Source organism: Aeromonas sp. 97A, assembly GCF_051919185.1.
GTDB lineage: Bacteria > Pseudomonadota > Gammaproteobacteria > Enterobacterales > Aeromonadaceae > Aeromonas > Aeromonas veronii.
Genome location: NZ_JBQBFF010000001.1, coordinates 3,809,500 through 3,835,977 on the forward strand (window position 1 = coordinate 3,809,500; position 26,478 = coordinate 3,835,977).

Below are 26,478 nucleotides of genomic sequence, written 5' to 3' on the forward strand. Positions count from 1 at the left end.
AATTTAAAGTTATCGCGATCACAGATATAAAAACCAACCCGGCCTAAGCCGGGTTGATTGCATTAAAAAGTGGAAGAAATCAGAGCGCTTCCAATCTCGCATACGCCGTTACCAGCCACTTGGCGCCGACGTCGTCGAACTGGATCTGTACCCGGCTCTGCTGGCCGACCCCTTCGAAGTTGAGTACCACCCCTTCGCCGAATTTTGGATGGAGCACCCGCTGGCCGAGCTTGATGCCGCTGGCGTCGAAGCTCTGCTGCACCTCGTTCTGGCTAAAGCGGCCGTACTGGGTGGGGCGGCTGACCTGAGTGCGCAGCCGGATCTCTTCCAGACACTCGGCGGGCATCTCGCGGATAAAGCGGCTCGGCTTGTGGAACATCTCGCGGCCGTAGATGCGGCGGCTCTCGGCATAACAGATGTAGAGCTTCTCCATGGCGCGGGTCATGCCGACGTAACACAGGCGCCTTTCCTCCTCCAAGCGGCCCGACTCTTCGGTGGATTGCTGGCTGGGGAACATCCCTTCTTCGACACCGACCAGCAGCACCAGCGGGAACTCCAAGCCCTTGGCGCTGTGCAGGGTCATCAGCTGTACCGCGTCGGCATATTCGTCCGCCTGATTCTCGCCGGACTCCAGCGCCGCGTGGGCGAGGAAGGCGGAGAGATCGCTCATATCCTCCAGCTCGTCCGGGCGCTGGTACTGGCGGCAGGCGGTGACCAGTTCGTCCAGGTTCTCTACCCGCGCCTGGGATTTTTCGCCTTTTTCCGCCAGATACATCGCCTTGAGGCCGGAGTTCTGGATGGCGATATCCGCCTGCTGGTGCAGCGGCAGCATGGAGACCTGCTCCTCCAGCGCGTCGATCAGCTCGACAAAGCCGCGCACCGCGTTGCCGGCGCGACCGGTCAGCACCTTGTCATTGAGCAGCGCCTTGGCCGATTGCCACAAATTGAGCCCCTGATCGCGGGCGTTGCCGCGCAGGATCTCGAGGGTGCGATCGCCGATGCCGCGGGTCGGGGTGTTGACCACCCGCTCGAAGCTGGCGTCGTCACCGCGGTTGTTGATAAGCCGCAGGTAGGCCATGGCGTCCTTGATTTCCTGGCGCTCGAAGAAGCGCAAGCCGCCGTAGATGCGGTAGGGCATAGCGTCCTGCATCAGCGCCTCTTCCAACACCCGAGACTGGGCGTTGGAGCGATAGAGGATGGCGCAGTCAGCCAACAGGCCGCCCTTTTCTTTCCAATCCTTGAGGCGGCCGACCACGAAGCGCGCTTCGTCCACCTCGTTGAAGGCGGCGTAGAGGGAGATCGGCTCGCCCTCGGCCCCTTCGGTCCACAGCTCCTTGCCAAGGCGTTCGGCGTTGTTGGAGATGACGCTGTTGGCGGCTTTGAGGATATTGGCGGTGGAGCGGTAGTTCTGTTCGAGGCGGATGGTCTCGGCGCCCTGATAGTCGGTCAGGAAGCGCTGGATGTTCTCGATCTTGGCGCCGCGCCAGCCGTAGATGGACTGGTCATCGTCGCCGACGATCATCACCTTGCCGCTGTTGCCCGCCAGCATCCGCAGCCAGGCGTACTGGATGCCGTTGGTATCCTGAAACTCGTCCACCAGGATGTTCTGGAAGCGGTCGCGGTAGTGCTCGAGGATGTGCGGCTTGTTCAGCCACAGCTCGTGGGCGCGCAGCAGCAGCTCGGCAAAGTCCACCAGACCGGAGCGATCGCAGGTCTCCTGATAGGTCTTGTAGATCTGCTGATAGGTGCGGGTGACGGGATCGCCATAGAGGTCGATGTCGCCGGGGCGCAGCCCCTCATCCTTCTTGCCGTTGATGTAGCCCATCACGGCGCGCGGGGCCCAGTGCTTCTCGTCGAGGTTGAGCGCCTTGAGCACCCGGCGGATCAGCCGGTACTGGTCGTCGGAGTCGAGGATCTGGAAATCCTGCGGCAGTCCCGCATCCAGATGGTGGGCCCGCAGCAAACGGTGGGCGATGCCGTGGAAGGTGCCGATCCACATGCCGCGCACGCCGTCGCCGATCACTTTTTCGACCCGTCCGCGCATCTCGGCCGCCGCCTTGTTGGTAAAGGTGACCGCGATGATGGAGAAGGGTGAACAGCGTTCCACCTGCATCAGCCAGGCGATACGGTGCACCAGCACCCGGGTCTTGCCCGAACCGGCACCGGCCAGCACCAGCAGGTTGCTGCGGGGCGCCGCAACGGCATCTCTTTGCTTGTCGTTGAGCCCGTCGAGCAGGGTTGAAACGTCCATCACCACTCCTGTTTATTTATACAGGCGGGGATTATACGGAAGTTCCGTCGATCCTGAAATGCATGATTCCCTAGGTGGCACAGGTTGTTGTTTTTGATAGTGGCGTTTTCGGAGCAGCCATTGTTCACCTGTTGGGGTGAGCGTTAGGTCTTCTCCTGCCAGTTCATGGGTGGCTATCTGATAACTCATCTCGGCTGCGACCACGTTACCTTCGGGCAGCGTGCCGTGAACTCGATAGAGGCGCAGTTTCATTTCGTTCAGATAGGCTTTTTCAAAATAGAGCGGGCAGTCGCCCAGCAGTAATACACCCTGCTCGTAGTGTGATCGCTGGTTATTGACAGCGCGCATGGAGAATAGGCTGAGCAGCGAGAGCTTTTTGGGAAGGAGTTCACGATGAAATTCGCGGGCGTAAATACGATAAACAAGCATCCCTTGCTCATCGTATACAGCGTTCGAATAGTCACGGTAGTGTTCTGTGACTCCGAGCGCCAAGGCGCCCGGAGTGAAGCTGATGAGCATTGTGGCAAGCAGTGCCACAATGCTCGGGCTGTTGAGGTTACTGAAGCGCAGCACAATCTACGACATCAGATTGGCCGTTTTCGGTACGACGGCACTCCAGGAAGACCTTGCCGAAGGTAGAGCCTTCACGGGGTCTCAGAGTGACTTCGGTATGGTAGGGAACAACCGGAGCGCGAGTGACGTGCATGATGTAGCTTGCCGTTTGATCGAACTCGTTTTGGACGAAGTCTGAGGTGTATTCAACTTTGAAACTCAGTTGCGGCATGATCCAGAAGCGATTCTCCTGAATAGCAGCAATTTCTGCTGGACTCAACCCGCAAACCGGGTTGCCCATCATCTTGGAGTACTCTTCGGAGTAGGAACCCATGTTGCCTTCGCAGGTGCCTGCGCCAACGAGTACATCGACGTCATTACGATCCAGCCCTTCGCTGAAGAAGGGGTTCAAATCCAGTTTGACGGAGATGCCGTTACCATTGGTGGAATCGACGATGACGCTCGCTTGCTGACCATTCAGGTGTTTATCCAGTGCTTCAGCCAGCTTGAGGGTGTTCTTGGCCTCTTCTGCATCGAGATGCAGAGATGTCAGGGCATTCCCCAGATTGGCAGTCAGCTTGGCGGCTTCAGCCAGTTGGGTACGAGCCAGCTTGAGACGGTCGGCCTGATTGATTACAAAAAATTGGGGGTCTTGCCAGAGCAGAGCGGGATTCACATCTGCATCAGTGTACTCTACGGTGATCTGTGTATTCAGGAGAGAAAATTTCCAGCTACTTTGATTCCCCTGAAACCATGGATAGGCTGGATTACCGTAGATGTGCGCAATGCCAGTCTCTTCAAAATTAAGAATGGGTACAGACAGATCTTCCGTTTTGGGCTGCAGGTGGCGATCATCACCATAGTGGTATGCGGCCATGATATTCAGACCAGAAGCCATAGCGATGGCGCTGGCACGCAGGGCGCGAACCTGATCGTAGGAGAGCGTCAGCTTATCGCTATCGCCGTAGGCTGCCTTGTACTCCGGGTTAACAATATTGCCCAGACTATTGGCGGTGTCCTGCATCTTGACGGCATATTTTGCCAGCAGGTCTGCTACGTCCTTGGTATTGCCAGTGGCCTCTTTAGTGGTCAGGCGAGCATGGTTAACCACTGCATCCAGCACTTTCGCCAGCATGGTGGTATAACCCTGGCCAGCCTGTGACGGTGTAACATCGAAGCGCTTGCTGACGATTGGGTCGTTGGTCACTTCCATCATGGCGATAATCGCCAGCATGATCTGGCGATCGGCTTTGCCTTGCTCATCTGCTTCGGTGCTTAAGCGATCTTTATAGCCGCGCAGCGTATTTTCGAAGTCAGTCTGTTCCCAATGCTTGCTCTGTTCCACCAGGTCGCGCAGCACATAATCTACGGCGGCAGATTTGCCATTAGCTTTGGCCAGCGAGTCATTCATATGTGCTTCGGCTGCTTTGGTATCAACCACTTTTTTGTCGATCTGCGCCTGTTTCAGGGCTTCATTCAGGCTAGTGTTAAACTCGTTATCGCTGCCAAAACGAAGAGTGTTGCCTAGCTTGACCACATCCTCTGTTTTCAGAGTAATCCCGTTACTTGCATCACCGTCAGCATCCATAGTTTGCAGCAGTGCGGCGATACGAATGGCGCGATCCTTGTCACCTTTCTCGGCGATGGTGTATGGGGTTACCAGGGTCTGGCCCTTTTTAACCTGAGTTTCCCCAAGCGGGATTGAGCCCAGTTTGAAGGTACAGGTGTCACCGTCATTAAAGAGGAACTGACCTTGCGAGTTCGTGACGTCCGAGTAATTGCCGCAGGTGTAGTTCAAACCGGCTACCGCACTATCAATAAAGGTGGCAGTCAACGCAGGTTTGGTGGCGTTTCCACCATTGCCACTGTTATTGCCATTATCTGTGCTGGCACCGTCGCCACCACCGCCACAACCAGCCAGCGCCAAGCTGGATAACGCCGTCACAACCGATAAAGCCAGAATATTTTTTTTCATTTTTATTTTCCTGAAACAACGATGCATATGTCACCGGCACCTGGCTGAGGAAGTCAGAATGGGTGGCATGAATTGATGCAAAAGAAGCCCAATTGATGTTTTTGTTAGTTTCATTTGAGATCTATGCGGCGGGCATCATACAGGGGCTCATATGGTTTTCAACTTGATCTGGATCTCGAGTTCATATGAATTGTGAGCTTGCTCAACAAAGTGGAAGCGGGGGCTGATTGTTGGTTAGGGAATGTTGACTGGAGAGTATTAGAGATAGGGTCTGTGAGCTTTGGTCGTTTCCAGCTGTAGCCAACTCTTGCTCGCGCGGTTTGTGGGGATTTTGCGAGCCGGATCACGGGCTTGCCGGGGGGCTGGATGAATAAGAGGGGAAAACGGTTTACAGTAACTTGCTGAACAATAAGAGAAATGTCGTTTGGGTCTTTTGGTTGTTAGCATAAAAAACTGAAAAGTAGCTAAAAAACAACTGCTTATAAGGTTATTTGCTTATAATTCAAACCGTTAACGCAAACGTTTTTCCCTTATCATTTGCTTGACCCGCATCGGGGCTGACTTAGAGTAAGCCTGCGTGCTAGATAGCCTGCTCTGACAGGCAAGCAAGTTCCCTCACTTAATAACAATCAAGGATACGATCGTGACTAAAGTGCTCAAGCTGGCCACCGTGGCCTCCCTCACTCTCGCTGCTCTCTCTGCTCAGGCTGCTTCCGAGCCAGCCGTCATTTATGACACCGCGGGCAAGTATGACAAATCATTCAACGAAGCCGTGTTCCGTAACGGCGTCGAGCTCTACAACAAGGACAAGGGCGTCAAGGTCAAAGAGTTTGAACCCCAGAACGAAGCCCAGCGCGAGCAGGGTCTGCGTCGTCTGGCCAGCCGTGGCAACGGCCCGATCGTGGCCGTCGGTTTCAACATGGGTTCTGCGGTAGAGAAGGTTGCGACCGAATTCCCGAAAACCCAGTTCACCATCATCGACATGGTGGTCGACAAGCCGAACGTCCAGTCCGTCATCTTCAAGGAGCATGAAGGTTCCTTCCTGGTGGGCGCGCTGGCAGCCATCGCTTCCAAGAGCGGCAAGGTCGGCTTCGTGGGCGGCATGGATATCCCGCTGATCCGCAAATTCCAGTGCGGTTACGAGCAGGGTGCCAAGTTCGTCAATCCGAAGATCGAAGTGTTCCAGAACATGGCGGGCTCTACCCCGGCCGCGTTTGCTGACCCGGCCAAAGGTGCCGAGCTGGCCAAGTCCCAGTTCGCCAAGGGCGCTGACGTGGTTTACGCCGCAGCTGGCGGTACCGGTATCGGTGTCTATCAGGCAGCCAAGGACAGCGGCAAGTTCGCCATCGGTGTGGACTCCAACCAGAACCACCTGCAACCGGGCACCATGCTGACCTCCATGGTCAAGTCTGTGGGTCTGGCCGCTTACCAGACCTGGGATGACGCTGCCAAAGGCGAGTGGAAGCCGGGTATCAAGAACCTGGGTCTGGCCGAAGGCGGTGTGGATTGGGCTCTCGACAAGGACAACGAGAAGCTGATCACCCCGGAAATGAAAGCCAAGGTAGATGCCATCAAGGCTGAAATCATCGCTGGCAAGGTCAAGGTTCATGACTACATGAGCGATAACACCTGCAAATACTAATTAGATAGTTGCTACGACTCTCAACGCACCACCGGCCCGCACGGGCCGGTTTTTAGTCTTATTTCATGAAACGCAGGGCTGCATCATGGACCAGACAGATCGCTATGCCATCGAATTAAGAGGTATCGATAAGCGGTTCGGCGAAGTGTACGCCAACAAGCTGATCGACCTTAAGGTTCGCAAAGGCAGTATCCACGGCATTGTCGGCGAAAATGGCGCCGGTAAGTCCACCCTGATGAGCATCATTTATGGTTTCTACCATGCCGACAAAGGCGAGATGTTCATCGACGGGAATCCTTTCAAACCCCATGGCTCACAAGATGCGATTGCCGCAGGGGTGGGCATGGTTCACCAGCACTTCATGCTGGTCAACAACTTCACCGTATTGGAAAACGTCATCCTCGGCGCTGAGAACGGCTGGCACCTTCAGCAGAGCGTGGCGTCAGCCGAAAAGTTGCTGGGCGAACTGGCGCGAGATTATGGCCTTGACGTGCCGCTGCACGAGAAGGTCGAAGATCTGCCGGTTGGCTTGCAACAGCGGGTCGAAATTCTCAAGGCGCTCTATCGCGGCGCCCGCATCCTGATCCTCGACGAGCCGACCGGGGTACTGACCCCGCAAGAGGCGGATCACCTGTTCGAGGTGCTGAAAAAGCTGCGGGATCAGGGGGCGACCATCATCCTTATCACCCACAAGCTGCGGGAGATCCTGGCCATTACCGACCAGGTCTCCATCATGCGCCGTGGCGAGATGGTGGCCCACGTCGCCACCAAGGATACCGACAAGGAGCAGCTGGCCGAGTTGATGGTGGGCCGCAAGGTGCGCCTCAAGGTCGACAAGGGGCCAACCCAACCCGGTGAAGCCAAGCTGAAGATCGAAGGGCTCAGCTACTTCGACGCCAGCAAGGTGGAGCGGGTCAAATCGGTCAGCTTCGAGGTGCGGGCCGGTGAAGTGGTCGGCATCGCCGGGGTCTCCGGCAACGGTCAGTCAGAACTGCTCAGCCTGCTTGGCGGCATTCTCAAGCCGAGCAAGGGCAGCTTCACCATCAGCAGTCGCAGCGGCGTGCACAAGGTGAGCGCTGAGCACCCGGCCGATCCGGAGCTGGTGCGCAACTACGGCCTCGGCCATGTGCCGGAAGATCGCCACAAGATGGGGCTGATCAACCGCTTCGAGGCGAAAGAGGCCTTCATTCTCGGTTATCACCGCCGCCCGCAATACAACAAGGGGTGGCTGCAGAACAAGGAGGCGATCCAGCAGGATTGTCAGGCCAAGATGGAGAAGTGGGACGTGCGCCCGCCCCATCCCGATCACAAGACCGCCAACTTCTCCGGTGGCAACCAGCAGAAGCTGGTGATCGCCCGTGAAGTGGAGCAGGACCCGGATGTGCTGTTGATTGGCCAGCCGACCCGCGGGGTCGACATCGGCGCCATCGAGTATATCCACCAGCAGATCATCGCCATGCGCGACAAGGGCAAGGCGGTGCTGCTGGTCTCGGTGGAGCTGGACGAGATCATGAGCCTCGCAGATCGCATTCTGGTCATTGCCGATGGTCGCATCGTCGGCGAGCTGGATGGTGCCAAGGCGGATGAGCGCACCATTGGTCTGATGATGGCGAATATCGTTCCCGATGACGTTGCCAAGGAGGCCCACTGATGAGCCAAGTACGTATTCCTGCCTGGGTCTCCGTAGGCGTCTTGTCTGCGGTCAACATCCTGCTGGCCTTCCTGGTGTCGGCCATTCTGTTCTACTACCTCGACATCAACCCGGTCGATGCCGCCAAGATCATGTGGTACGGCGCGTTCGGCACCGGTGAAGGGGTCGGCTTCACCCTCTACTACGCAACCGGCTTTATCTTTACCGGTCTGTCGGTGGCGGTCGCCTTTCACGCCGGTCTGTTCAATATCGGCGGTGAAGGTCAGGCCTATATCGGCGGTCTCGGTGTCGGTCTGGTCTGTCTGATGCTCGGCGATGTGCTGCCGTTTGCCCTGCTGTTGCCGCTCTCCATCATTGCCGGTGGTCTGTTCGGTGCGGCCTGGGCCTTTATTCCGGCCTGGCTGCAAGCCAAGCGCGGCAGCCATATCGTGATCACCACCATCATGTTCAACTTCATCGCCGCCTCGCTGATGGCCTATCTGCTGGTGGAGGTGTTCAAGCCGCCCGGCTCGATGGCGACCGAGAGCAAGGTGTTTGCCGAGGCAAGCTGGCTGCCCAAGATGAGCGGGCTGGCTAACCTGTTCGGGATGGAGATCCCCAACAGCCCCCTCAATATCAGCTTCTTCTGGGCGCTGATCTGTGCGGCGCTGGTGTGGGTCTTTATCTGGCACACCCGCTGGGGTTACGAGATCCGCTCGGTCGGCGCCAGCCAAAGCGCCTCCGCCTACGCCGGTATTTCCTATCCCAAGGTGGTGATCCTGGCGATGGTCATCTCCGGCATGCTGTCGGGCTTCTTTGCCCTCAACGTGCTGCAGGGTGAGCTGCACCAGATCAAGCTCAACTTCGTGGAAGGGTTCGGCTTCACCGGTATCGCGGTGGCGCTGATGGGGCGCAACCATCCGGTCGGCGTCATCATCGCCAGCCTGCTGTTCGGTTTCCTCTATCAGGGGGGCGCCGAGCTCAGCTTCGAGTTCGGTGTCGACCGCAACATCGTGGTGGTGTTGCAGGGTCTGGTGATCCTGTTCTGTGGCGCCCTTGAGCACATGATGCGTCCGCGCATCGAGCAGCTCTATCTGGCGTTTGCCAACCGCTCAGCCGCGCAAGCTAAAGGAGTCTGATCATGTTTGAAATTCTGATCCTGATGCTGGATGCGACCATTCGTACTGCGCCGCCGCTCATTCTGGCGGCCATGGCGGGCATGTTTTGCGAGCGCTCCGGGGTGGTCAACATCGCGTTGGAAGGCAAACTGCTGGCGGCGGCGTTCGCCAGTGGCGCGGCGGCTGCGGTCTCCGGTTCTGCCTGGGTAGGTCTGGGTGCCGGTGTGGGTGTCTCCATCCTGTTTGCCCTGATGCACGGTTTTGCCACCATCACCCATCGCGGTGATCAGGTGGTGAGCGGCATGGCCATCAACATTCTGGCGGCCGGTCTGACCGTCACCCTGGGTCGTTACTGGTTCGATCAGGGGGGCCAGACGCCGGCACTCTCCGGTGATGCCCGTTTTGCCCCCATCGATCTGCCCTATGCCAAGGAGCTGTGGGATGTGCCGGTGATCGGCCAGCTCTACAGCGAGCTGCTGAGCGGCCACTCCCTGCTGGAGTACGTGGCATTTGCCTGCGTGCCGCTGGCCTGGTGGGTGATGTTCCGTACCCGCTTCGGTCTGCGTCTGCGGGCGGTGGGCGAGGCGCCCGCAGCGGTCGATACCGCCGGTATCTCTGTGGTGCGGATGCGCTACACCGCGCTCCTTATCGGCGGCCTGCTGGCCGGTATCGGTGGCACCTATCTGGCGGTGGCCCAGACGGCCCAGTTCATCCCCAACATGAGTGCGGGCAAGGGCTTTATGGCGCTGGCGGCGCTGGTGTTCGGCAAGTGGCGTCCCTGGAATGCCATGGCAGCCTGTCTGCTGTTCGGCTTCCTCGATGCGGTCGCCATCCGTCTGCAAGGGGTCAGCATCGGTGGCTTCGCCATTCCGGTGCAGGCCATCGAGGCACTGCCCTACATCCTGACCGTGTTCCTGCTGGCCGGTTTTATCGGCCGTGCCGTGGCCCCCAAGGCACTTGGTACACCTTATGTGAAGGAGCGGGAGTAGCGTCCTTTGGCGCGATATTCCCGATCACGCAGATAACAGCAGGCCCACTTCGGTGGGCCTGTTTTTTTATGGGCGGAATGGGGCAGACCAGCCGGGATCTGGATGGTGTGATAGAGGGAGGCGATGGCGTGAAGGGATAAACGGGCTGCGCGATCTGCTGCGGGTAGCGGCTGGCTTACAGGTGCATATCCCGCTGCCAGTACCATTAAAAACCCCCTCGTATCGGGAGGGGGTTGCAGAGGTTATTGCCGGATGAACCCTGAGGCTCAGGGAGCCAGCACCAGCTTGTAGACACCAAAGCCGGGGTGTTTGGCATCGGTGGGCGGCAGGGTCTCCACATAGTTCAGCTTGCCACCGGTCAGGGCTTGCGCCTCGCTGCGTGGCGAGCTGTAGATACGCAGATCCAGATTGGCGGACAGGGGGGCCAGCTGCCAGTTGTTGTCTGCTGGAGGCTCGAAACCGGCCGGATTCTTCTCTGCCAGATCCTTGAGGTATTCGGAGAGCACTTCGCGGGTTTCGAACTGATCTTCATGGACGATCACCTTGGCGTTGATGCCCGGGAAGTTGCCACCACCGCTGGCGCGGTAGTTGTTGGTCACCACGTAGAACATCTGGGCCGGGTCGATTGCCTTGCCCTGATAGGTGAGGTTGGTGATGCGATAGCTGTCGCTCACCTTGTTGCCATCCACATCGTAACGGGCGGGTTTGGTCACATCGACCTGATAGTTCACTCCGTCGATCACGTCGAAGTTGTAGGTGCGGTACTTCTCGTTCACCAGCCACTGGGTCGCGGTGCTGGCGGCATCGATCTTGTTGAACTGGACGGCGCTCTTCTCCAGCCACTCCTGTACGGTCGCGCCATTGATGGCGACCACCTGCAGGGTATTGGGGTAGACATAGAGGTCGGCCACGTTGCGCAGGGAGATATCGCCAGCCGGTACATAGGTGAAGTCGGTCGGGCCGTTGCGACCGCCACGGAATGGCGCGGCAGCGGAGAGGATGGGCCATTTCTCCTTGAGCTGACCATCCTGTTGCAGCTTCTTGGCGTGCCACAGCTGGGCGTCGCTGACGATCTGGATGGAGGGGTCATCCTGCACCAGCGCGAAGAAGCTGTGGATCGGCTTGGTGATCTTGCTGAGGGGCTCGTCCAGCCACTGGTTGGCCTGCTCGTGCTCGGCAATGACCTGATCGACTACCGCCTGATCTTCGGTGCTGCTGGCGCTGCTGTCGATTTTGCGCAGCTGGGACTGGCTGGAAGCCACTTCCCAGCGACCCTCTTTCCAGGTCATGTGCAGGTCGATGATGCCGAGGTGGTTGCCCCAGACGCCCGGCATCACGGTCGGTACGCCCGCCAGGGTGCCTTTCTCGTTGTCCACGTCGGTCATGTTGGGGTAGTCACCCGGGAAGGTGCGGTGGGCATGGCCCAGCAGCAGGGCATCAACCCCCTTCACCTTGGCCAGCGGCAGTGCGGCGTTCTCCATCATGGGTTCGCGCGGGTCACCTATGATGCCGGTGTGGGCCACGACCACGACGATGTCTGCACCCTTGGCGCGGATTTCGGGTACATAGTGCTCGGCGGTCTCGACCATATCGGCCACCACCACCTTGCCTTCCAGATTGCGTTTGTCCCACTGGGTGATCTGGGGCGGAGTCAGCCCCAGCACCCCGACCTTGATGGTCTGGGTATTGCCGTTGGCATCCTTCACCTGACGATCCAGCACCACATAGGGTTTGAACTTCTGCTTGCTCCAGTCGATGGTGCCCTTGCCATCACGGCTGAAGGCATCGGCCTGGAAGACGTTGGCGTTGATGTAGGGGTAGTTGGCCCCTTTCAGGGTCTCTGAGAGGAAGTCGAGACCGAAGTTGAATTCGTGGTTGCCCAGGTTGCCGACATCATAGCTCATGGTGTTGAGCGCCTTGATGGCGGGGTGGGTCTGCTTGCTCAGCCACTGCTGTTTGACCTGCTGGTCGTGGATATAGTCGGCCAGCGGGGTGCCCTGGATCAGGTCGCCGTTGTCGATCAGCAAGTTGTTGGCGTTCTCTTCGCGGGCCTTGCGGATCAGCACAGCGGTGCGGGCGAAGCCCAGCGAGGCATCCGGCTTGTTCTGGTAGTAGTCGTAACTCAGCAGGTTGGAGTGGATATCAGAGGTTTCGATCAGCCGCAGGGTGAGATCACCGGGGGCCTGAGAGTTGTTGTCGTCACAGCCGGACAGCAAAAAGATAACTGCCACCGCGCTCAGTTTGAGGGTGGTTTTCATTGTTGGATTCTCTTGTTATGGGTATGCCAGCGTGGTGCATTCTATCGACAGCAAAAGAATCCGATTGTGAGCAGGCTGGCAATTCGGGCTAATTACCCTCCTGTTAATAGAGTTATGACTCTGATTTTCATCTGTTTTTTTGTCTTTATTCAGGGCAGCTACTTTCGCTGCTTTTCCGGCGTGAGTCACCCTGTCGTCACCGCCGTGCGGTCGGGGCAAGCGGCGCGGCCAAGCGCTTCTGCGAGGCTGTAATGGTTGGTTACAGATCTCCATTCGACTGATAGATGACCTTTCCCTTAAATTCAGCGGCGATTGATTGCATCTAAAAATTACAAAGCGACAGCAAGGAATAAAACCTCATGAAAATGCACAACAAAGCGCTGCTGGCCATCGCCTGCGCTGCGGCCCTGTCTGCCTGTGACAGCGAAAAAGCTGCCAACAGCATCGCCAAGCGGGTGCCGCTGGCTCTGCCGGAGGCGGGTCTTTACCAAGCGAATCTGATGAGCCGCGACGGCGACAAGGCGACGCCGCGCATGATCAAGGATCTGGATGGTCTGGCGCTGGTCTACCCGAAGGGTGAAACTGTGCAGCACTGGGGTGTCTGGGTGGATCATCAGGTGGGCAAGGTCGAGACCAACAGCCAGTGGCTGGGTCAGGCTGACCAGAAAGCCGACAAAGACGGGATCTACCCGGTGCAGTTGATCCGCAACAGTGAGCGGCTCGGTACCAGCACGGCGCTCAGCTCGGTGACCAACGACCACAACCTCATCACCTTCCAGGATCAGCCGGTCATCGATCTGCAGGGCAAGGAGATCAAGCGCTGGGTTTTTGATTTCACTCGCACCGGCACCACCTTCTCCGACAACTCCCCCATCTATTCCGGTTTCAGCGGTCATGTGGCTGTGACGGCCCTGACCACCAAAGCGGTGACCACGGCCAGCTGGGGTGCCACGGACAGCGATGGCTTCAGCAGCGACATGGTGGGCAAGGTGGATACCACCAACAACGGCGGCAAGTTGACGGTAGCGATCGAGTTCCCGGCGGCAGGTTGTACGCTGGTGGGCGAGGGGAGTGCCACTGCCGGGTTGAGCAAGCTGACCATGACCGGGTTTGGCAAGTGCAACTTCAAGCAATCCGCTGCCGCCACGCCGATCGAAAACCTCTGGAATGCCGCTCTGGCCCGGGCGATGGATAACCGCGTCGCCTATGTCACCACCTATACCGCGGATGCCAAAAAAGAGGCGCTGGTCATCGGCTTCCCCGACACCAATGGCCTGCTGATCACCGCTGACAAGCGATAAGCAGCCCAACGGCAGGGGCGGGCAAACGCGCCTGAAACAACAAGGGAGCCAGTGGCTCCCTTGTTGTTTGCAACGCACGGTTTACAGCAGGAACAGGGTTGCCAGCCCGAGGAAGATAAAGAAGCCGCCGGTATCGGTGATGGCGGTGATCATCACGCTGGCTCCCACCGCCGGGTCGCGGCCGAGGCGGGTCATGGACATGGGGATGATGACTCCCATCAGGGCGGCCACCAGCAGGTTGAGCATCATGGCCAGGGTCATCACGGCGCCGAGCGCCGCATCCTGATAGAGCAGATAGGTGGCGATGCCCATGGTGCCGCCCCACACCAGCCCGTTGATAAAGGCGACGCCGAGTTCCCGCAGCAGCAGGAAGGAGAGGTTGCCCGCCTGAATGTGCTGCAGCGCCAGCGCCCGCACTATCATGGTGATGGTCTGGTTGCCGGTGTTGCCGCCGATCCCGGCGACGATGGGCATCAGCGCCGCCAGTGCCACCAGCTGGGAGATGGTGTGCTCGAACAGGCCGATCACCCGCGAGGCGACAAAGGCGGTGCAGAGGTTGATGGCAAGCCAGGCCCAGCGGGTCTTGACCGCCTTGGAGACGGGCGCGAACACGTCTTCATCCTCGCTGATACCCCCCATCCGGCGCAGGTCGGTGTCACTCTCCTCATAGACCAGATCCACCACCTCTTCGACGGTGAGGCGGCCCATCAGCTTGCCCTTGCCATCCACCACGGCGGCGGAGAGCAGGTCATCCCGCTCGAAGGTGCGGGCTGCCGCTTCGTCGTTATCCTCCGGATCGAAGGTGACCGGATCCCGCTCCATCACATCGCTCACCAGAGTGGCGGGCTTGTGTAGCAGTACAGTGGTGAGGGCCAGCTCCCCCAGCAGGTGGTTGCGGCGATCGATGACGAACAGCTTGTCGGTGTTGGCGGGGATCTTGCCGCGCAGGCGCAGATAGCGCTGCACAGTGGCGAGCGTCACCTCGGGGCGGATGGTGATGATCTCGAAGTCCATCATGGCGCCGACGGTGTGCTTGCCGTAGCGGATCACCTCCCGCACCCGATCCCGGTCGGCGGGGGCCATATAGGTGAGCAGCCGCCCCATCAGGTTGCGCGGCAGGTACTGGCCCAGATAGATCTGGTCGTCGATATCCAGGGTGCGCAGGGCGTGCAGCAGCTCCTTGTCGCTCATCCCGCTGATGAGGCTGTCCCACACCGTCTCCGACGCTTCGACCAGGATCTGGCCGCGCTTCTCCTCCTCCACCAGTGCCCACAGGGCATGACGCTCATCGGGCGGCAGCGATTCCAGCGCATCGGCGACGTCGGCGGCGGGCAACCCGTTGACCAGCGTTGTGAGTTCGCTGGTCTGATCGCGCTGCTCGGCATCCTGCACCACCTGCGGATCGAGCAGGCTGTCGGTGAGGGCATCATCGCGCAGCAGCAGGGTGAGAATGCGGGATCTGTCATCCGCGCGCTGCCGGGCGCTGTTCTTGATGGGAAGAGACATGGGATGAATTCCTGAGATGGTAGCCAAGGGCTCAATGCCCATAGGATACCAGACTTAAAACAACAGGTTATGACCGTGATGGGAGAAGAGGGAGGTAAAAGTGAGGCCACCTGCTGGTGGCCTCATGGTGAGTTGCCGAGGATACCTCAGGCGAGGGCTCGCTGGCGCTGTGGGGCCTCGCCAAACCAGGCGAGCCGGTCGGCCAAAGTGACCACCGAGCCCACCATGATCAGCGCCGGGCTCTCGACCCCCACCGCCAGTGCGGGTAGCTCATCGAGGGTGCCGCGAATGACCCGCTGGCAGGGTTGGGTGCCGCGCTCGATCAGCGCCACCGGGGTATTGCCTGCCTTGCCGTGGGCCAGCAGTTGCTCGCGGATGGTGGCGCAGGAGGAGAGCCCCATATAGAAGACCAGCGTCTGCCGATCTTTGGCCAGCAGCGGCCAGTCGAGATCCCGGGCGCCCCCCTTGCCATGGGCGGTAACGAAACGCACGCTCTGAGCGTGGTCGCGGTGGGTGAGCGGAATGCCTGCGTAGGCGGCGCAGCCGCTGGCCGCGGTGATGCCGGGCACCACCTGAAAGCCGATGCCTGTGCCGACCAGCGTCTCCAGCTCCTCGCCGCCACGGCCGAAGATAAAGGGATCGCCCCCCTTGAGACGCACCACCCGTTGCCCCTTCTTCGCCTCCTCCAGCAAGAGCTGGTTGATCCCCTCCTGCGGCACGCAGTGGTTGCCCGCCTGCTTGCCGACGAAGATGCGCTTGGCATCCCGGCGCACCAGCGCCATCACCTCGTCGGAGACCAGTCGGTCGTAAACCACTACGTCCGCCTGCTGCATGTGGCGCAGGGCGTGCAGGGTGAGCAGGCCCGGATCGCCGGGGCCGGCTCCCACCAGCACCACTTCGCCACCGGTCTGGCTTTCATCGGCAAACAGGGTGTCGGCCAGCTGGTGGGCAGAGGCGCTATCCCCCCGCGCCAGCGCCTGACCGAGCCGGTCGGCCCCGAGCAGCCGTTCCCAGAAGCGGCGCCGCTCGCCCATGCTGGCGAAGCGGGCCTTGACCCGATCCCGCAGGCTGCCGGCAAAGGTCGCCACGGCCCCCAGATGTTGCGGCAGCAGGGCTTCCAGTTTTTCCCGCAACAGCCGGGCCAGCACCGGCGCCTTGCCCCCGGAGGAGATGGCCACCATCAGCGGCGAGCGATCGATGATCGACGGCATGATAAAGCTGGAGCGTTTCGGGTCATCCACCACGTTGGCAAAGATCCGCGCCTGATTGGCGCTTTGGTAAACCAGCGCATTCACCTCGCGCCGATCGGTGGCAGCCACCACCAGCCACTTGCCCGCCAGTTGTTCCGGCACAAATTCACTGGCCAGCCACTCGATGCTCCCGTTGGCAGCCAGTTCCGCCAGCTCGGGGTCGAGCTCGGGCGCTACTACTGTGAGCTGGGCACCGGCATCCAGTAGCAGGCGCGCCTTGCGCTCCGCTACCTCGCCGCCGCCGACCAGCAGCACGGGTTTGTTGTCGAGTCGGCAAAAGATGGGCAAGTAGTCCATGGGGCCTCCGGATCAGGCGGTTCGGGTCTGGTTGGCGGTGCTGGTGGTCTCGCTCACTGCGACCGGGCGTTCAGCTTTCGGGGTGGCATACCAGTAGCCGAGGCCCATAAAGAGGACGCCGGAGACGGTGTTGCCCAGGGTCACCCACAGCAGGTTGTGGCCGATGCCGCTCAGGGTGTAGGCCTCCGAGTGGGCGCCAAACCAGGAGAGGGCGAACAGGGTCATGTTGGCGATGGAGTGCTCGTAGCCGGAGGCGATAAAGGCCAGCAGGCACCACCAGATGGCGATGAAGCGGGCGGCCCCTTCGGTGCGCAGCGCCATCCAGATGGCGAGGCAGACCAGCCAGTTGCAGAGGATCCCCTTCATAAACAGGGTCAGCGCCGGTGCCTGGGTTTTGGCCAGCGCCACCTTGTGGGCCAGGCTGCCTGCGTCCGGCAGCAGGCTGCCGCCGTAGGAGTAGATGAGCGCCACCACGACGGAGCCAATCAGGTTGCCGGCCCAGGTCTGCGGCAGGATGCGCAGCAGGTCGGCCATGGTGATCTTGCCCGTCTTCACCCCGAAGGTGAGGAACATGGTGTGGCCGGTAAACAGCTCGGAGCCGGCGATGATGACCAGCGTCAGGGCGATGCCGAAGGTGGCCCCCATCACCAGCGGCCGGATGGCGGGATCCACCAGATTGCCGAGGGTGAAGATCAGGATGATGCCGAGGCCCACATAGGCCCCCGCCATGGCGGAGCTGAGCCAGAAGCCGAGCTTGTCGCTGCGCTCGAAGCGGTTGATGCGGGCCGCGTTGGCGGCGCACTTGTTGATTGTTTCCGTGTACATCTTGTGAGTCCTTGAAAGAGCTGCCCTCTGGCAGCCCTAAAGAGAGTGAAATCGGCTTTAGACGGCGACCCAAACCTGCTGGTCGCGCACTTCAACGGGGTAGCTTTGAACCGACATCGCAGGATTGTCGAAACAGTGGCCATCGCTCAGGCGAAAGCGCTGCTTCTTGAGCGGGCTGGCGACCCAGAGCTCGCCGTCGTGTTCGCAGATCAGGCCCCGCGACAGCACGTTGGCGGCGAAGAAGGGATCCCGGTTGTCGATGGCGAACACCTCGGCCGCCGCGTTCGGGCGAAACAGGGCGATCTGGCGACCTTCAATGAGTGCGCACACACCGGTTCCCGGCAGGATGTCGTTGAGTTGACAGGCAAGTTTCATCATTTGGTTTCCACCTCGATCTGGTAGACGGGGATGCGCTCGGCCGGAGTGGCGGGTCTGTGCTGGTCGCGTTCGCTGACGAACTGAACGTCCGGGTCGCGCTTGTCGCTGTTGATGAAGTGGCTGAATCGCTTGAGCGCCTCCTCTTCGTTGAGGGTGCGCGACCATTCGCACTCGTAGCTGTCGATGAGAGTCTGGATATCGCGCTCCAGCGTCTCGGCCAGCCCCAGCTTGTCATCGACGATCACCTCGCGCAGGTAGTCGACACCCCCTTCCAGGTTGCCGAGCCAGACCGAGGTGCGCTGCAGTTTATCGGCGCTGGTGACGTAGAACATCATGAAACGGTCTATCAACCGGACTAACGTCTCGCGGTCGAGGTCAGACGCCAGCAGGTCGGCGTGGCGCGGCTTCATGCCGCCGTTGCCGCCCACATAGAGGTTCCAGCCCGCGTCGGTGGCGATGATGCCGACATCCTTGCCCTGCGCTTCCGCACATTCGCGGGTACAGCCGGAGACGCCGAACTTCATCTTGTGCGGGGTGCGAATGCCCTTGTAGCGGTTCTCGAGGAAGACCCCGAGGCCAACGCTGTCCTGCACGCCGAAGCGGCACCAGGTGCTGCCGACACAGGTCTTGGCCATACGCAGCGCCTTGGCGTAGGCCTGACCTGTCTCGAATCCGGCTGCCAGCAGCTTGCGCCAGATGGCGGGCAGGTCATCCTTCTGAGCCCCGAACAGACCGATGCGCTGGGCGCCGGTGATCTTGGTGTAGAGCTTGTAGTCGCGGGCCACTTCGGCCACCGCCAGCAGCCCTTCCGGGGTCACTTCGCCGCCGGCCATGCGCGGGATGACGGAGTAGCTGCCGTCCTTCTGCATGTTGCCGAGGAAGATGTCGTTGGTGTCCTGCAGCGGGATATTGCGCGGGCTCAGCACATGCTCGTTCCAGCAGGAGGCGAGGATGGAGCCGACAGTCGGTTTGCACACCTCGCAGCCATAGCCTTGGCCATGCTTGGCCAGCAGCTCGTCGAAGCTCTTGATCCCCTCCACCTTGACCAGATGGAACAGCTCCTGACGGGAGTGGGGGAAGTGGGCGCAGAGGTGGTTGTTGACCTCGATGCCCTGCTTCACCAGCTCGGCGTTGAGCACCTGACTGATGAGCGGCACACAGCCGCCGCAGCCAGTACCGGCCTTGGTGTGCTGCTTGATGGCGGCAAGTGTGGTGTGACCCTCGGCCACCGCCTTGGCGATGTCGCCCTTGGAGACGTCGAAGCAGGAGCAGATCTGGGCGCTCTCCGGCAGCGCATCCACCCCCAGCGTCGGTTTGGCACCGGCGTAGGCAGGCAGGATCAGGGTGTCTGGGTGGCTCGGCAGCGGCAGGGCATTGAGCATCATCTGCAGCAGGTTGCCGTAATCTTCCACATCACCTACCAGCACGGCGCCGAGCAATCGGCTGTTGTCTTCGCTCACCACGATCTTCTTGTAGACGCCGGCCTGATCGTCCTGGAACACATAGCTGTGGCTGCCCGGGGTGCGGCCATGGGCATCACCGATGGAGCCGACAGAGACGCCGAGCAGCTTGAGCTTGGCACTCATGTCCGCCCCTTCGAAGCGGCTGTCGCCGCCGAGCAGATGGTCGACGGTGATCTGGGCCATCTTGTAGCCCGGCGCCACCAGCCCGAAGAAGCGGCCCTGCCAGGCGGCGCACTCGCCGATGGCGTAGATGTCGGGGTCGGAGGTGAGGCAGTGATCGTCGATGACGATGCCGCCGCGCTCGGCGATAGCGAGATCACCGTAACGGCCCAGAGTATCTTGCGGGCGAATGCCGGTGGAGAATACCACCACATCCACTTCCAGCTGGCTGCCGTCGGTAAAGGCGAGGCGGTGTTTCGCCTGCTCGCCGCCGTGCATCAGGATCTCGCTGGTGCTCTTGCTGGTGTGCACCTGCACGCCCATGGATTCAATCTTGCGGCGCAGCAGCTGGCCGCCCTGACCGTCGAGCTGCTCGGCCATCAGCACCGGAGCAAACTCCACCACGTGGGTCTCGAGACCCAGCGCCTTGAGGGCACCGGCCGCTTCGAGGCCAAGCAGGCCGCCCCCGATCACCACCCCGCTCTTGCCACTCCTGGCGGCGCTGCGGATGGCTTTCAGATCCTCGATGGTGCGATAGACGAAGCACTCGTGGTGTTGACTGCCCTGGATGGGCGGCACCCAGGGGTAGGAGCCGGTGGCCAGTATCAGCTTGTCGTAACCGACTACAGTGCCCTTGTTGGAGTGCACTTCGCGGTTGGCCCTGTCGATTTTTTTCACCGCTTCGCCGAGCAGCAGGCGGATGCCGTGCTTGTCGTAGAAGCCGGGTTTGACGAGGGAGAGATCTTCGCTGGTGTGATGGGAGAAGTAGGAGGAGAGATGGACGCGATCGTAGGCGGGGCGGGGTTCTGCACCGAAGACGGTGATCTCGTAGCGGCCCGGGTCGGCCCGCTCGATCAACTCTTCGATGAAGCGGTGCCCCACCATGCCGTTGCCCACAACGACCAGTCTGACTTTGCTCATGATTGCCTCTAGTTTGGAGTAATAAAACATCATTCTGGGGCTAGGCTACCCAGTCAGTCGGGGCGGGCAATTGATGCAAATCAAGTGTCTATTTATATATCTCGTCAGGGGTAATTCGATAAAATTCAAAGATATACAAAAATAGGTATACCAGTTGAGAGTTTTGGTGCTGGGTGCGAGTGGGACATAGAGAGAAGGGGGCTGGGGCTTAAAATGCAAAACGCCCCCATTGCTGGAGGCGTTTTTTTACAAACAGAACTGCGCTTACAGAATAAAGCGGCTCAGATCCTCATCCTCGACAAGCGCACCGAGATGGGCGTTGACGTAGTCGGTGTCGATGACAAAGGTCTCGCCAGACTTCTCGGAGGCGTCGTAGGAGATATCTTCCATCAGGCGTTCCATCACGGTGTGCAGACGACGGGCACCGATGTTCTCGGTACGCTCGTTAACCTGCCACGCCGCTTCGGCCAGACGGCGGATACCATCCTTGGTGAACTCGATATTGACCCCTTCGGTGGCCATCAGCGCCTTGTACTGATCGGTCAGGGAGGCGTTCGGTTCGGTCAGGATGCGCTCGAAGTCATCTGTGGTCAGGGCGGTCAGCTCGACCCGGATCGGCAGACGGCCCTGCAGCTCGGGGATGAGGTCGGACGGCTTGGCGATCTGGAAGGCGCCGGAGGCGACAAACAGGATGTGGTCGGTCTTGACCATGCCGTGCTTGGTGTTGACGGTGCAGCCCTCGACCAGTGGCAGCAGGTCGCGTTGTACCCCTTCACGGGAGACATCCGGGCCCGAGCTCTCGCCACGCTTGCAGATCTTGTCGATCTCGTCGAGGAAGACGATGCCGTTGTTCTCGACCGCTGCGATCGCTTTCTGCTTCAGTTCTTCCGGATTGACCAGACGGGCCGCTTCCTCTTCGATCAGCGCCTTCATGGCCTCTTTGACCTTGATCTTGCGCTTCTTCTTCTGGTTCTGGCCCAGGTTCTGGAACAGCCCCTGCAGCTGGTTGGCCATCTCTTCCATGCCCGGCGGGGTCATGATTTCGACACCCATCGGGGAGGCGGAGAGTTCCAGCTCGATCTCCTTGTCATCCAGCTGACCTTCCCGCAGTTTCTTGCGGAAGATCTGGCGGGTGTTGGAGTTGTCGGCTTTCTCTTCCTCACCCCAGGTGTTGCGCGGGTTGGGCAGCAGAGCGTCGAGGATGCGCTCTTCAGCGGCTTCCTCGGCGCGGTATTTCATCTTCTCCATCTCGGTTTCGCGCACCAGCTTGATGGCGGCATCGGTCAGATCGCGGATGATGCTGTCTACTTCCTTGCCGACATAGCCCACTTCGGTGAACTTGGTCGCTTCCACCTTGATGAAGGGGGCGTTGGCCAGCTTGGCCAGACGACGGGCGATCTCGGTCTTGCCGACACCGGTCGGGCCGATCATCAGGATGTTTTTCGGGGTCACTTCATGGCGCATCTCTTCGTTGAGCTGCATCCGGCGCCAGCGGTTGCGCAGGGCAACGGCAACGGCGCGCTTGGCATCGGCCTGACCAATGATGTGACGATCCAGCTCGTGGACGATTTCTCTCGGGGTCATCTCGGACATGATGGTGTTCCTGTATCCGGGGCGGGCAGTGCCCGCCCCTTGGGAAATTGGGTTGGCTGGCGGCCTTATTTGGCTGCGTAGTCCAGCACTTCGATGGTGTGGTTGCCGTTGGTGAAGACGCAGATGTCGCCCGCAATCTTGAGGGACTTCTCGACAATGGTCCTGGCATCCAGCTCGGTGTTTTCCAGCAGCGCGATGGCGGCGGATTGGGCGAAGTTGCCGCCGCTGCCGATGGCGATGAGATCGTGCTCCGGCTGCACCACGTCACCGTTGCCGGTGATGATGAAGGATTTGTGTTCGTCGGCCACGGCCAGCAGCGCTTCGAGGCGGCGCAGGGCGCGATCGGTGCGCCAATCTTTGGCCAGCGCCACGGCGGCGCGCTCCAGATTACCCTGATGGGCCTGCAGTTTTGCTTCGAAACGCTCGAGCAGGGTGAAGGCGTCGGCGGTACCGCCAGCGAAACCGGCCAGCACCTTGCCGTTATAGAGACGATGAACCTTGCGGGCGTTGCCCTTCATGACGGTGTTGCCAAGAGAGACCTGGCCATCGCCACCGATGACGACCTGACCGTTGCGGCGAACTGAAACTATGGTAGTCACTTTACTTACCTCGCTTGAGCCGAATGACGGCCTGACTGTGCATGGCAAGAAAGATGGGGATGGCAAACGGGCTTTTCAACCCTGCCTTTGGTCGGGATAAACGGGGTAGTAAACAGCGTGGGTGCGAGTGACACCAAAAAAACAGGGCCAGGTGTTGCCACCCAGCCCTGCGTCATAGGTAAGCGGATTACCCTTTCTTGGGAATGCAGCCGCTGATGCCGGAGCTCTGCAGCTTGCTGTTGGCCGCGTCGGCGGCCGCCTTGCCGTTGAAGGGGCCGACCATCACCTTGTAGACGGTGCCGTTGGCGCCATTGATCACCTGCAGGCTGGAAGAGAGGCCGGCGGTGAAGGCGATACGTGCCTTGAGCGACTCTGCGGAATCCTGCGAGCGCAGGGCGGCGCACTGCATCATATAGCGACCGCTGTCGGCGGCTGCGGTCTGGGCTGGCGGAGTGGCCGCTTTGGCCTTGGCCGCTTCGGCCCGCTCCCGTTCCAGCTCGGCGCGGATCTCCCGCTCCATCCGTTCCCGTTCGGCCTTGCGGTCGATCACCTGCTCTTGCGCGCTGGCAACCGGCGCTCCGGAGGTGGAAGGGGTGGTCGCCGGATTGGGCTGATAGGGCTTGGGCTGGCCGATGGGTGTTCCCGGTTGGGGAATGTCGGTCGGCACCGGCTGCGGCAGTTTTTCCGGTTGCAGGGTCATGGTATCTGCCGGTGGTGGCGGCAGCACACCCGGCTGGGTCGGCGGCTCTATGATATCGACCTGCTTGTTCTCAAGCCGTTCGATGTAGCTCCACTTCTCCTGAGGCAGCCCGTTATTCTGCGCTTTTGGCTTGTTGGCCTTTACCTGCTCCTCAATGGTGGGGGCATCGTTGCCCTTGCCATTGATCATGTAAAGGAAGCCACCAAAGCCTGCCAGCAGTGCCACGACCAGCAGCACTGGAATAACAGGAAAGCGGCGAGGGGCCGCTTTCTTGGTATTGCGGCCACCCGCCCGACGTCGCGGGCGGCTGCCGACATAATCCCGGGTTGCCATCTATTACATGCGCTCCAGGGTATGGATGCCCAGTACGCCGAGGCCCAGTTTCAGCACCTTGGCGGTGGCGGCGCACAGCAGCAGACGGCTCTGACGGGTTGCTTCGTCCACGCCATCCTTGTTGATCGGGCAGGCTTCATAGAAGGTCATGAAGTTGCCTGACAACTCGTACAGGTAGGTACAGAGCAGGTGCGGCATGCCTTTGTCGGCCACGCCGTTGACCGCGTCGGAGAACTGGATCAGCTTCTGGGCCAGCACCTCTTCGGCCTCTTCGTTCAGGGTCACGTTGCCGATCAGCGTCTCGGCATCGATGTTGGCCTTGCGGAAGATGGACTGGATACGGGTGTAGGCGTACTGCAGGTAAGGGGCAGTGTTGCCTTCAAACGACAGCATCAGATCCCAGTCGAAGATGTAGTCGGTGGTGCGGTTCTTGGAGAGATCCGCATACTTGACCGCGCCCATGGCGATGGCGTTGACCACATTGGCCTTCTCTTCGGCAGAGAGGTCGCTGTTGCGGCTCTCCAGCAGGGCGGCGGCGCGCTCTTCGGCCTCGTTCAGCAGGTCAACCAGCTTGACGGTGCCACCGGAACGGGTCTTGTAGGGACGACCATCCTTGCCTAGCATCATGCCGAAAGCGTGGTGCTCAAGCGGTACGGATTCCGGCACATAGCCCGCCTTGCGGGTGATGGTCCAGGCCTGCATCAGGTGCTGGTGCTGACGGGAGTCAATGAAGTACATGACACGGTCGGCGCCCAGGGTTTCATAACGGTATTTGGCACAGGCGATGTCGGTGGTTGTGTAGAGGAAACCGCCATCGCTCTTCTGGATGATGACGCCCATGGCCTCGCCATCCTTGTTCTTGAACTCGTCCAGGAAGACAACGGTGGCGCCTTCGCTCTCGACCGCCAGCCCCTTGGCTTTCAGGTCTGCAACGATCTCCGGCAGCATGTCGTTGTACATGGACTCGCCCATGATGTCCTTGTTGGTCAGGGAGACATTCAGGCGGTCATAGTTGATCTGGTTCTGTTCCATGGTCATGTCGACCAGCTTCTTCCACATGGTACGGCAGTACTCGTCGCCGCCCTGCAGCTTGACCACGTAGTTGCGGGCACGCTCGGCGAAGGCTTCGTCTTCGTCGTAGCAACGTTTGGCCTGGGTGTAGAAGGCTTCCAGATCCTTGAGTGCCATGTCGCTGGCGTGCTCGTTGGACATCTTCTCCAGATAGGCGATCAGCATGCCGAACTGGGTGCCCCAGTCGCCGATGTGGTTGGCACGGATCACTTTGTGGCCGAGGAATTCCAGCGCGCGCGCAGCTACGTCACCGAGTACGGTGGAACGGATGTGGTGCACCGCCATCTCTTTGGCCACGTTGGGGGCGGAGTAGTCCACCACCACGGTTTGTGGCGCGGGCAACCGTACGTTAGCGTTGGCAGAGGTCACCATGGCCTCGACCTGACCGGCCAGCCAGCGCTGGTCGAAGAAGAAGTTGATGAAGCCGGGACCGGCGATCTCGACCTTGGCAATCAGGTCGGAGGCAGGCAGGTGCTCGATGATGGCCGCTGCCAGCTCACGGGGATTCTTGCGGGCCGGCTTGGCCAGCAGCATGGCCAGGTTGGTGGCCAGGTCACCGTGAGCTTTTTCCTTGCATCGGTCTACTTGCACGCGGGCTTCCAGGTCCGCCGGCAGGACGCCTGCTGACTTGAGATTGGCTACCGTTTGTTCAAGTAGATGATGAATATGCTCTTTCATAACTGACCACCAAGGTTGCGCGTCGAAAAATGACTGATATATAAGGGCGTGAATTTTACCCGCATCGGCCCGAGAAAACTATAGGGATGACCCGCCGCTCGCTGTCGGGCGGATATTTCACTGCGTTTGGCGCCATATTCCAGAATATTGGACGGAAATTACGGTGCTTATCCATTTCTACTGCATATCGAAGCGCCTTGTCCAGGCTATTTTCCCCTGATTGTTAAGGGTTTTTCCTTTCCGCTGACGGGAATGATCTCCTCCCTCTGGCCCGGCGTATCAACAGAGGTTCCCAACCGAGGAGTTTGCGATGCGACTGGCGCTGTTTCCCCTATCTGCCCACCTGCTGCCCGGCGGCGTCATGCCGCTGCGGATCTTCGAACCGAGATACCAGCGGATGATCGCCGAGGCGGGGGAGTCCGGCTTTGCCCTCTGCATGGTGGACCCTCGTCAGCCCGACGCCCTGCGCAACATGCTGCCCATCGCCACCCGGGTCACCATCATCGATTTCGACCGGCTGCCGGACGGCATGCTGGGGATCACGGTGCAGGGGGTGGAGCGGGTGCAGATAGAGGGTCTGTGGCAGGAGCAGGATGGCCTGCGTATCGGCGAGGTGACGCCGCTGACGGCCTGGCCGCCCCGCCGGCTCCATCCTGATCAGCAGCCGCTGGTCGAGGCGCTGCGGGAGGTGTTTGCCGACTATCCCGACTATGCCGCCCTCTATCCCGCCCCTCGCTGGGACGATGGCAACTGGGTGGCCCAGCGCTGGCTGGAGGTGCTGCCCATCCCCCCTGAACAGAAACAACTGCTGCTGGCCGCGGCCGACAATCAGCCCGCCATCGCCCTGCTCAAGGGGGTACTGGTGGCCAGCCACTGATTTTTTCTGACCCGCTGATCCGCCACTGCCGCAGCGCCGTACAAGTCATCACCACAGCATGTTCGACAGCACACCAAAGGGATGGCGCAATGGCATATACTGGCCAACCACA

19 protein-coding genes are annotated in these 26,478 nt (G+C 60.2%); 6 read left to right on the top strand and 13 right to left on the bottom strand.

The genetic code is table 11. The annotated features are described in order from the left end of the window. Window positions 1–79 precede the first annotated feature (79 nt). Genes uvrD through ACTG27_RS17345 form a run of 3 tightly spaced genes read right to left on the bottom strand, consistent with a single transcriptional unit; the run spans window position 80 to window position 4,778 of the window. Entirely contained in the window at window positions 80–2,251 is a 2,172-nt protein-coding gene (gene uvrD / locus ACTG27_RS17335; protein ID WP_439980048.1) for a DNA helicase II, read from the bottom strand. A 12-nt stretch (window positions 2,252–2,263) separates the two neighbouring features. Next, on the bottom strand, window positions 2,264–2,824 hold the full coding sequence (locus ACTG27_RS17340; RefSeq protein WP_439980049.1) for a hypothetical protein: 561 nt from the start codon (window positions 2,822–2,824) through the stop codon (window positions 2,264–2,266). Further along, window positions 2,808–4,778 (bottom strand): hypothetical protein, encoded by a 1,971-nt coding sequence (locus ACTG27_RS17345; protein ID WP_159162673.1) that lies wholly within the window; start codon window positions 4,776–4,778, stop codon window positions 2,808–2,810. Before ACTG27_RS17345 ends, ACTG27_RS17340 begins: the two co-directional genes overlap by 17 nt. A 643-nt stretch (window positions 4,779–5,421) precedes the next feature. Between ACTG27_RS17345 and ACTG27_RS17350 the strand changes: the two genes are divergently transcribed. From ACTG27_RS17350 to ACTG27_RS17365, 4 genes are all read left to right on the top strand, one after another. Further along, window positions 5,422–6,420, top strand: a complete 999-nt coding sequence (locus ACTG27_RS17350; RefSeq protein WP_005340803.1) for a BMP family lipoprotein — start codon at window positions 5,422–5,424, stop codon at window positions 6,418–6,420. An 85-nt stretch (window positions 6,421–6,505) separates the two neighbouring features. Further along, window positions 6,506–8,071 carry an ABC transporter ATP-binding protein gene (locus ACTG27_RS17355; protein WP_439980050.1) on the top strand — a complete coding sequence of 522 codons (1,566 nt, stop codon included), beginning with the start codon at window positions 6,506–6,508 and terminating at the stop codon, window positions 8,069–8,071. Then, complete coding sequence (locus ACTG27_RS17360) at window positions 8,071–9,189, top strand: ABC transporter permease (RefSeq protein ID WP_005357011.1); 1,119 nt, start codon at window positions 8,071–8,073, stop codon at window positions 9,187–9,189. Before ACTG27_RS17355 ends, ACTG27_RS17360 begins: the two co-directional genes overlap by 1 nt. A 2-nt stretch (window positions 9,190–9,191) precedes the next feature. Continuing rightward, entirely contained in the window at window positions 9,192–10,157 is a 966-nt protein-coding gene (locus ACTG27_RS17365) for an ABC transporter permease (protein WP_005340795.1), read from the top strand. Between the two features lie 266 nt (window positions 10,158–10,423). Here ACTG27_RS17365 and ACTG27_RS17370 read toward each other — a convergent pair whose 3' ends face one another. Next, window positions 10,424–12,415, bottom strand: a complete 1,992-nt coding sequence (locus ACTG27_RS17370) for a bifunctional 2',3'-cyclic-nucleotide 2'-phosphodiesterase/3'-nucleotidase (RefSeq protein ID WP_439980051.1) — start codon at window positions 12,413–12,415, stop codon at window positions 10,424–10,426. A gap of 359 nt (window positions 12,416–12,774) precedes the next feature. On the opposite strand from ACTG27_RS17370, the gene ACTG27_RS17375 reads away from it, so the two are divergent. Next, complete coding sequence (locus ACTG27_RS17375; protein ID WP_439980053.1) at window positions 12,775–13,716, top strand: hypothetical protein; 942 nt, start codon at window positions 12,775–12,777, stop codon at window positions 13,714–13,716. Window positions 13,717–13,797: 81 nt separating this feature from the next. On the opposite strand, the gene mgtE is transcribed toward ACTG27_RS17375, so the two are convergent. The 9 genes from mgtE to argS form a co-directional block, all read right to left on the bottom strand. Next, a complete protein-coding gene (mgtE, locus tag ACTG27_RS17380) occupies window positions 13,798–15,222 on the bottom strand; it encodes a magnesium transporter (RefSeq protein ID WP_421209199.1) in 1,425 nt (474 codons plus the stop codon). Window positions 15,223–15,368: 146 nt separating this feature from the next. After that, a complete protein-coding gene (gene cysG / locus ACTG27_RS17385; protein WP_439980054.1) occupies window positions 15,369–16,769 on the bottom strand; it encodes a siroheme synthase CysG in 1,401 nt (466 codons plus the stop codon). Window positions 16,770–16,781: 12 nt separating this feature from the next. Further along, window positions 16,782–17,594 (bottom strand): nitrite transporter NirC, encoded by an 813-nt coding sequence (gene nirC / locus ACTG27_RS17390; protein ID WP_236320592.1) that lies wholly within the window; start codon window positions 17,592–17,594, stop codon window positions 16,782–16,784. A 57-nt stretch (window positions 17,595–17,651) separates the two neighbouring features. Beyond that, window positions 17,652–17,969, bottom strand: coding sequence for a nitrite reductase small subunit NirD (gene nirD / locus ACTG27_RS17395; RefSeq protein ID WP_042079916.1), 318 nt, complete (start codon window positions 17,967–17,969; stop codon window positions 17,652–17,654). Then, complete coding sequence (gene nirB / locus ACTG27_RS17400) at window positions 17,969–20,515, bottom strand: nitrite reductase large subunit NirB (RefSeq protein WP_439980055.1); 2,547 nt, start codon at window positions 20,513–20,515, stop codon at window positions 17,969–17,971. Before nirB ends, nirD begins: the two co-directional genes overlap by 1 nt. A 264-nt stretch (window positions 20,516–20,779) precedes the next feature. Next, window positions 20,780–22,108 carry an HslU--HslV peptidase ATPase subunit gene (gene hslU / locus ACTG27_RS17405; protein ID WP_005340773.1) on the bottom strand — a complete coding sequence of 443 codons (1,329 nt, stop codon included), beginning with the start codon at window positions 22,106–22,108 and terminating at the stop codon, window positions 20,780–20,782. Between the two features lie 65 nt (window positions 22,109–22,173). Then, window positions 22,174–22,707 (bottom strand): ATP-dependent protease subunit HslV, encoded by a 534-nt coding sequence (gene hslV, locus ACTG27_RS17410; RefSeq protein WP_005342555.1) that lies wholly within the window; start codon window positions 22,705–22,707, stop codon window positions 22,174–22,176. Window positions 22,708–22,894: 187 nt separating this feature from the next. Beyond that, window positions 22,895–23,740, bottom strand: a complete 846-nt coding sequence (locus ACTG27_RS17415) for an SPOR domain-containing protein (protein WP_005340771.1) — start codon at window positions 23,738–23,740, stop codon at window positions 22,895–22,897. A gap of 3 nt (window positions 23,741–23,743) precedes the next feature. After that, complete coding sequence (gene argS / locus ACTG27_RS17420; protein ID WP_181269775.1) at window positions 23,744–25,489, bottom strand: arginine--tRNA ligase; 1,746 nt, start codon at window positions 25,487–25,489, stop codon at window positions 23,744–23,746. Between the two features lie 310 nt (window positions 25,490–25,799). Here argS and ACTG27_RS17425 point away from each other — a divergent pair, with 310 nt between their 5' ends. After that, window positions 25,800–26,366, top strand: coding sequence for an LON peptidase substrate-binding domain-containing protein (locus ACTG27_RS17425; protein WP_439980057.1), 567 nt, complete (start codon window positions 25,800–25,802; stop codon window positions 26,364–26,366). Window positions 26,367–26,478 lie beyond the last annotated feature (112 nt).

Bases quoted from the DNA above. Each gene is read 5' to 3' on its own strand.
- uvrD (WP_439980048.1), bottom strand. From the start codon at position 2,251: ATGGACGTTTCAACCCTGCTCGACGGGCTCAACGACAAGCAAAGAGAT.
- ACTG27_RS17345 (WP_159162673.1), bottom strand. From the start codon at position 4,778: ATGAAAAAAAATATTCTGGCTTTATCGGTTGTGACGGCGTTATCCAGC.
- ACTG27_RS17355 (WP_439980050.1), top strand. From the start codon at position 6,506: ATGGACCAGACAGATCGCTATGCCATCGAATTAAGAGGTATCGATAAG.
- ACTG27_RS17360 (WP_005357011.1), top strand. From the start codon at position 8,071: ATGAGCCAAGTACGTATTCCTGCCTGGGTCTCCGTAGGCGTCTTGTCT.
- ACTG27_RS17365 (WP_005340795.1), top strand. From the start codon at position 9,192: ATGTTTGAAATTCTGATCCTGATGCTGGATGCGACCATTCGTACTGCG.
- ACTG27_RS17370 (WP_439980051.1), bottom strand. From the start codon at position 12,415: ATGAAAACCACCCTCAAACTGAGCGCGGTGGCAGTTATCTTTTTGCTG.
- ACTG27_RS17375 (WP_439980053.1), top strand. From the start codon at position 12,775: ATGAAAATGCACAACAAAGCGCTGCTGGCCATCGCCTGCGCTGCGGCC.
- mgtE (WP_421209199.1), bottom strand. From the start codon at position 15,222: ATGTCTCTTCCCATCAAGAACAGCGCCCGGCAGCGCGCGGATGACAGA.
- cysG (WP_439980054.1), bottom strand. From the start codon at position 16,769: ATGGACTACTTGCCCATCTTTTGCCGACTCGACAACAAACCCGTGCTG.
- nirC (WP_236320592.1), bottom strand. From the start codon at position 17,594: ATGTACACGGAAACAATCAACAAGTGCGCCGCCAACGCGGCCCGCATC.
- nirD (WP_042079916.1), bottom strand. From the start codon at position 17,969: ATGAAACTTGCCTGTCAACTCAACGACATCCTGCCGGGAACCGGTGTG.
- nirB (WP_439980055.1), bottom strand. From the start codon at position 20,515: ATGAGCAAAGTCAGACTGGTCGTTGTGGGCAACGGCATGGTGGGGCAC.
- hslU (WP_005340773.1), bottom strand. From the start codon at position 22,108: ATGTCCGAGATGACCCCGAGAGAAATCGTCCACGAGCTGGATCGTCAC.
- ACTG27_RS17415 (WP_005340771.1), bottom strand. From the start codon at position 23,740: ATGGCAACCCGGGATTATGTCGGCAGCCGCCCGCGACGTCGGGCGGGT.
- argS (WP_181269775.1), bottom strand. From the start codon at position 25,489: ATGAAAGAGCATATTCATCATCTACTTGAACAAACGGTAGCCAATCTC.
- ACTG27_RS17425 (WP_439980057.1), top strand. From the start codon at position 25,800: ATGCGACTGGCGCTGTTTCCCCTATCTGCCCACCTGCTGCCCGGCGGC.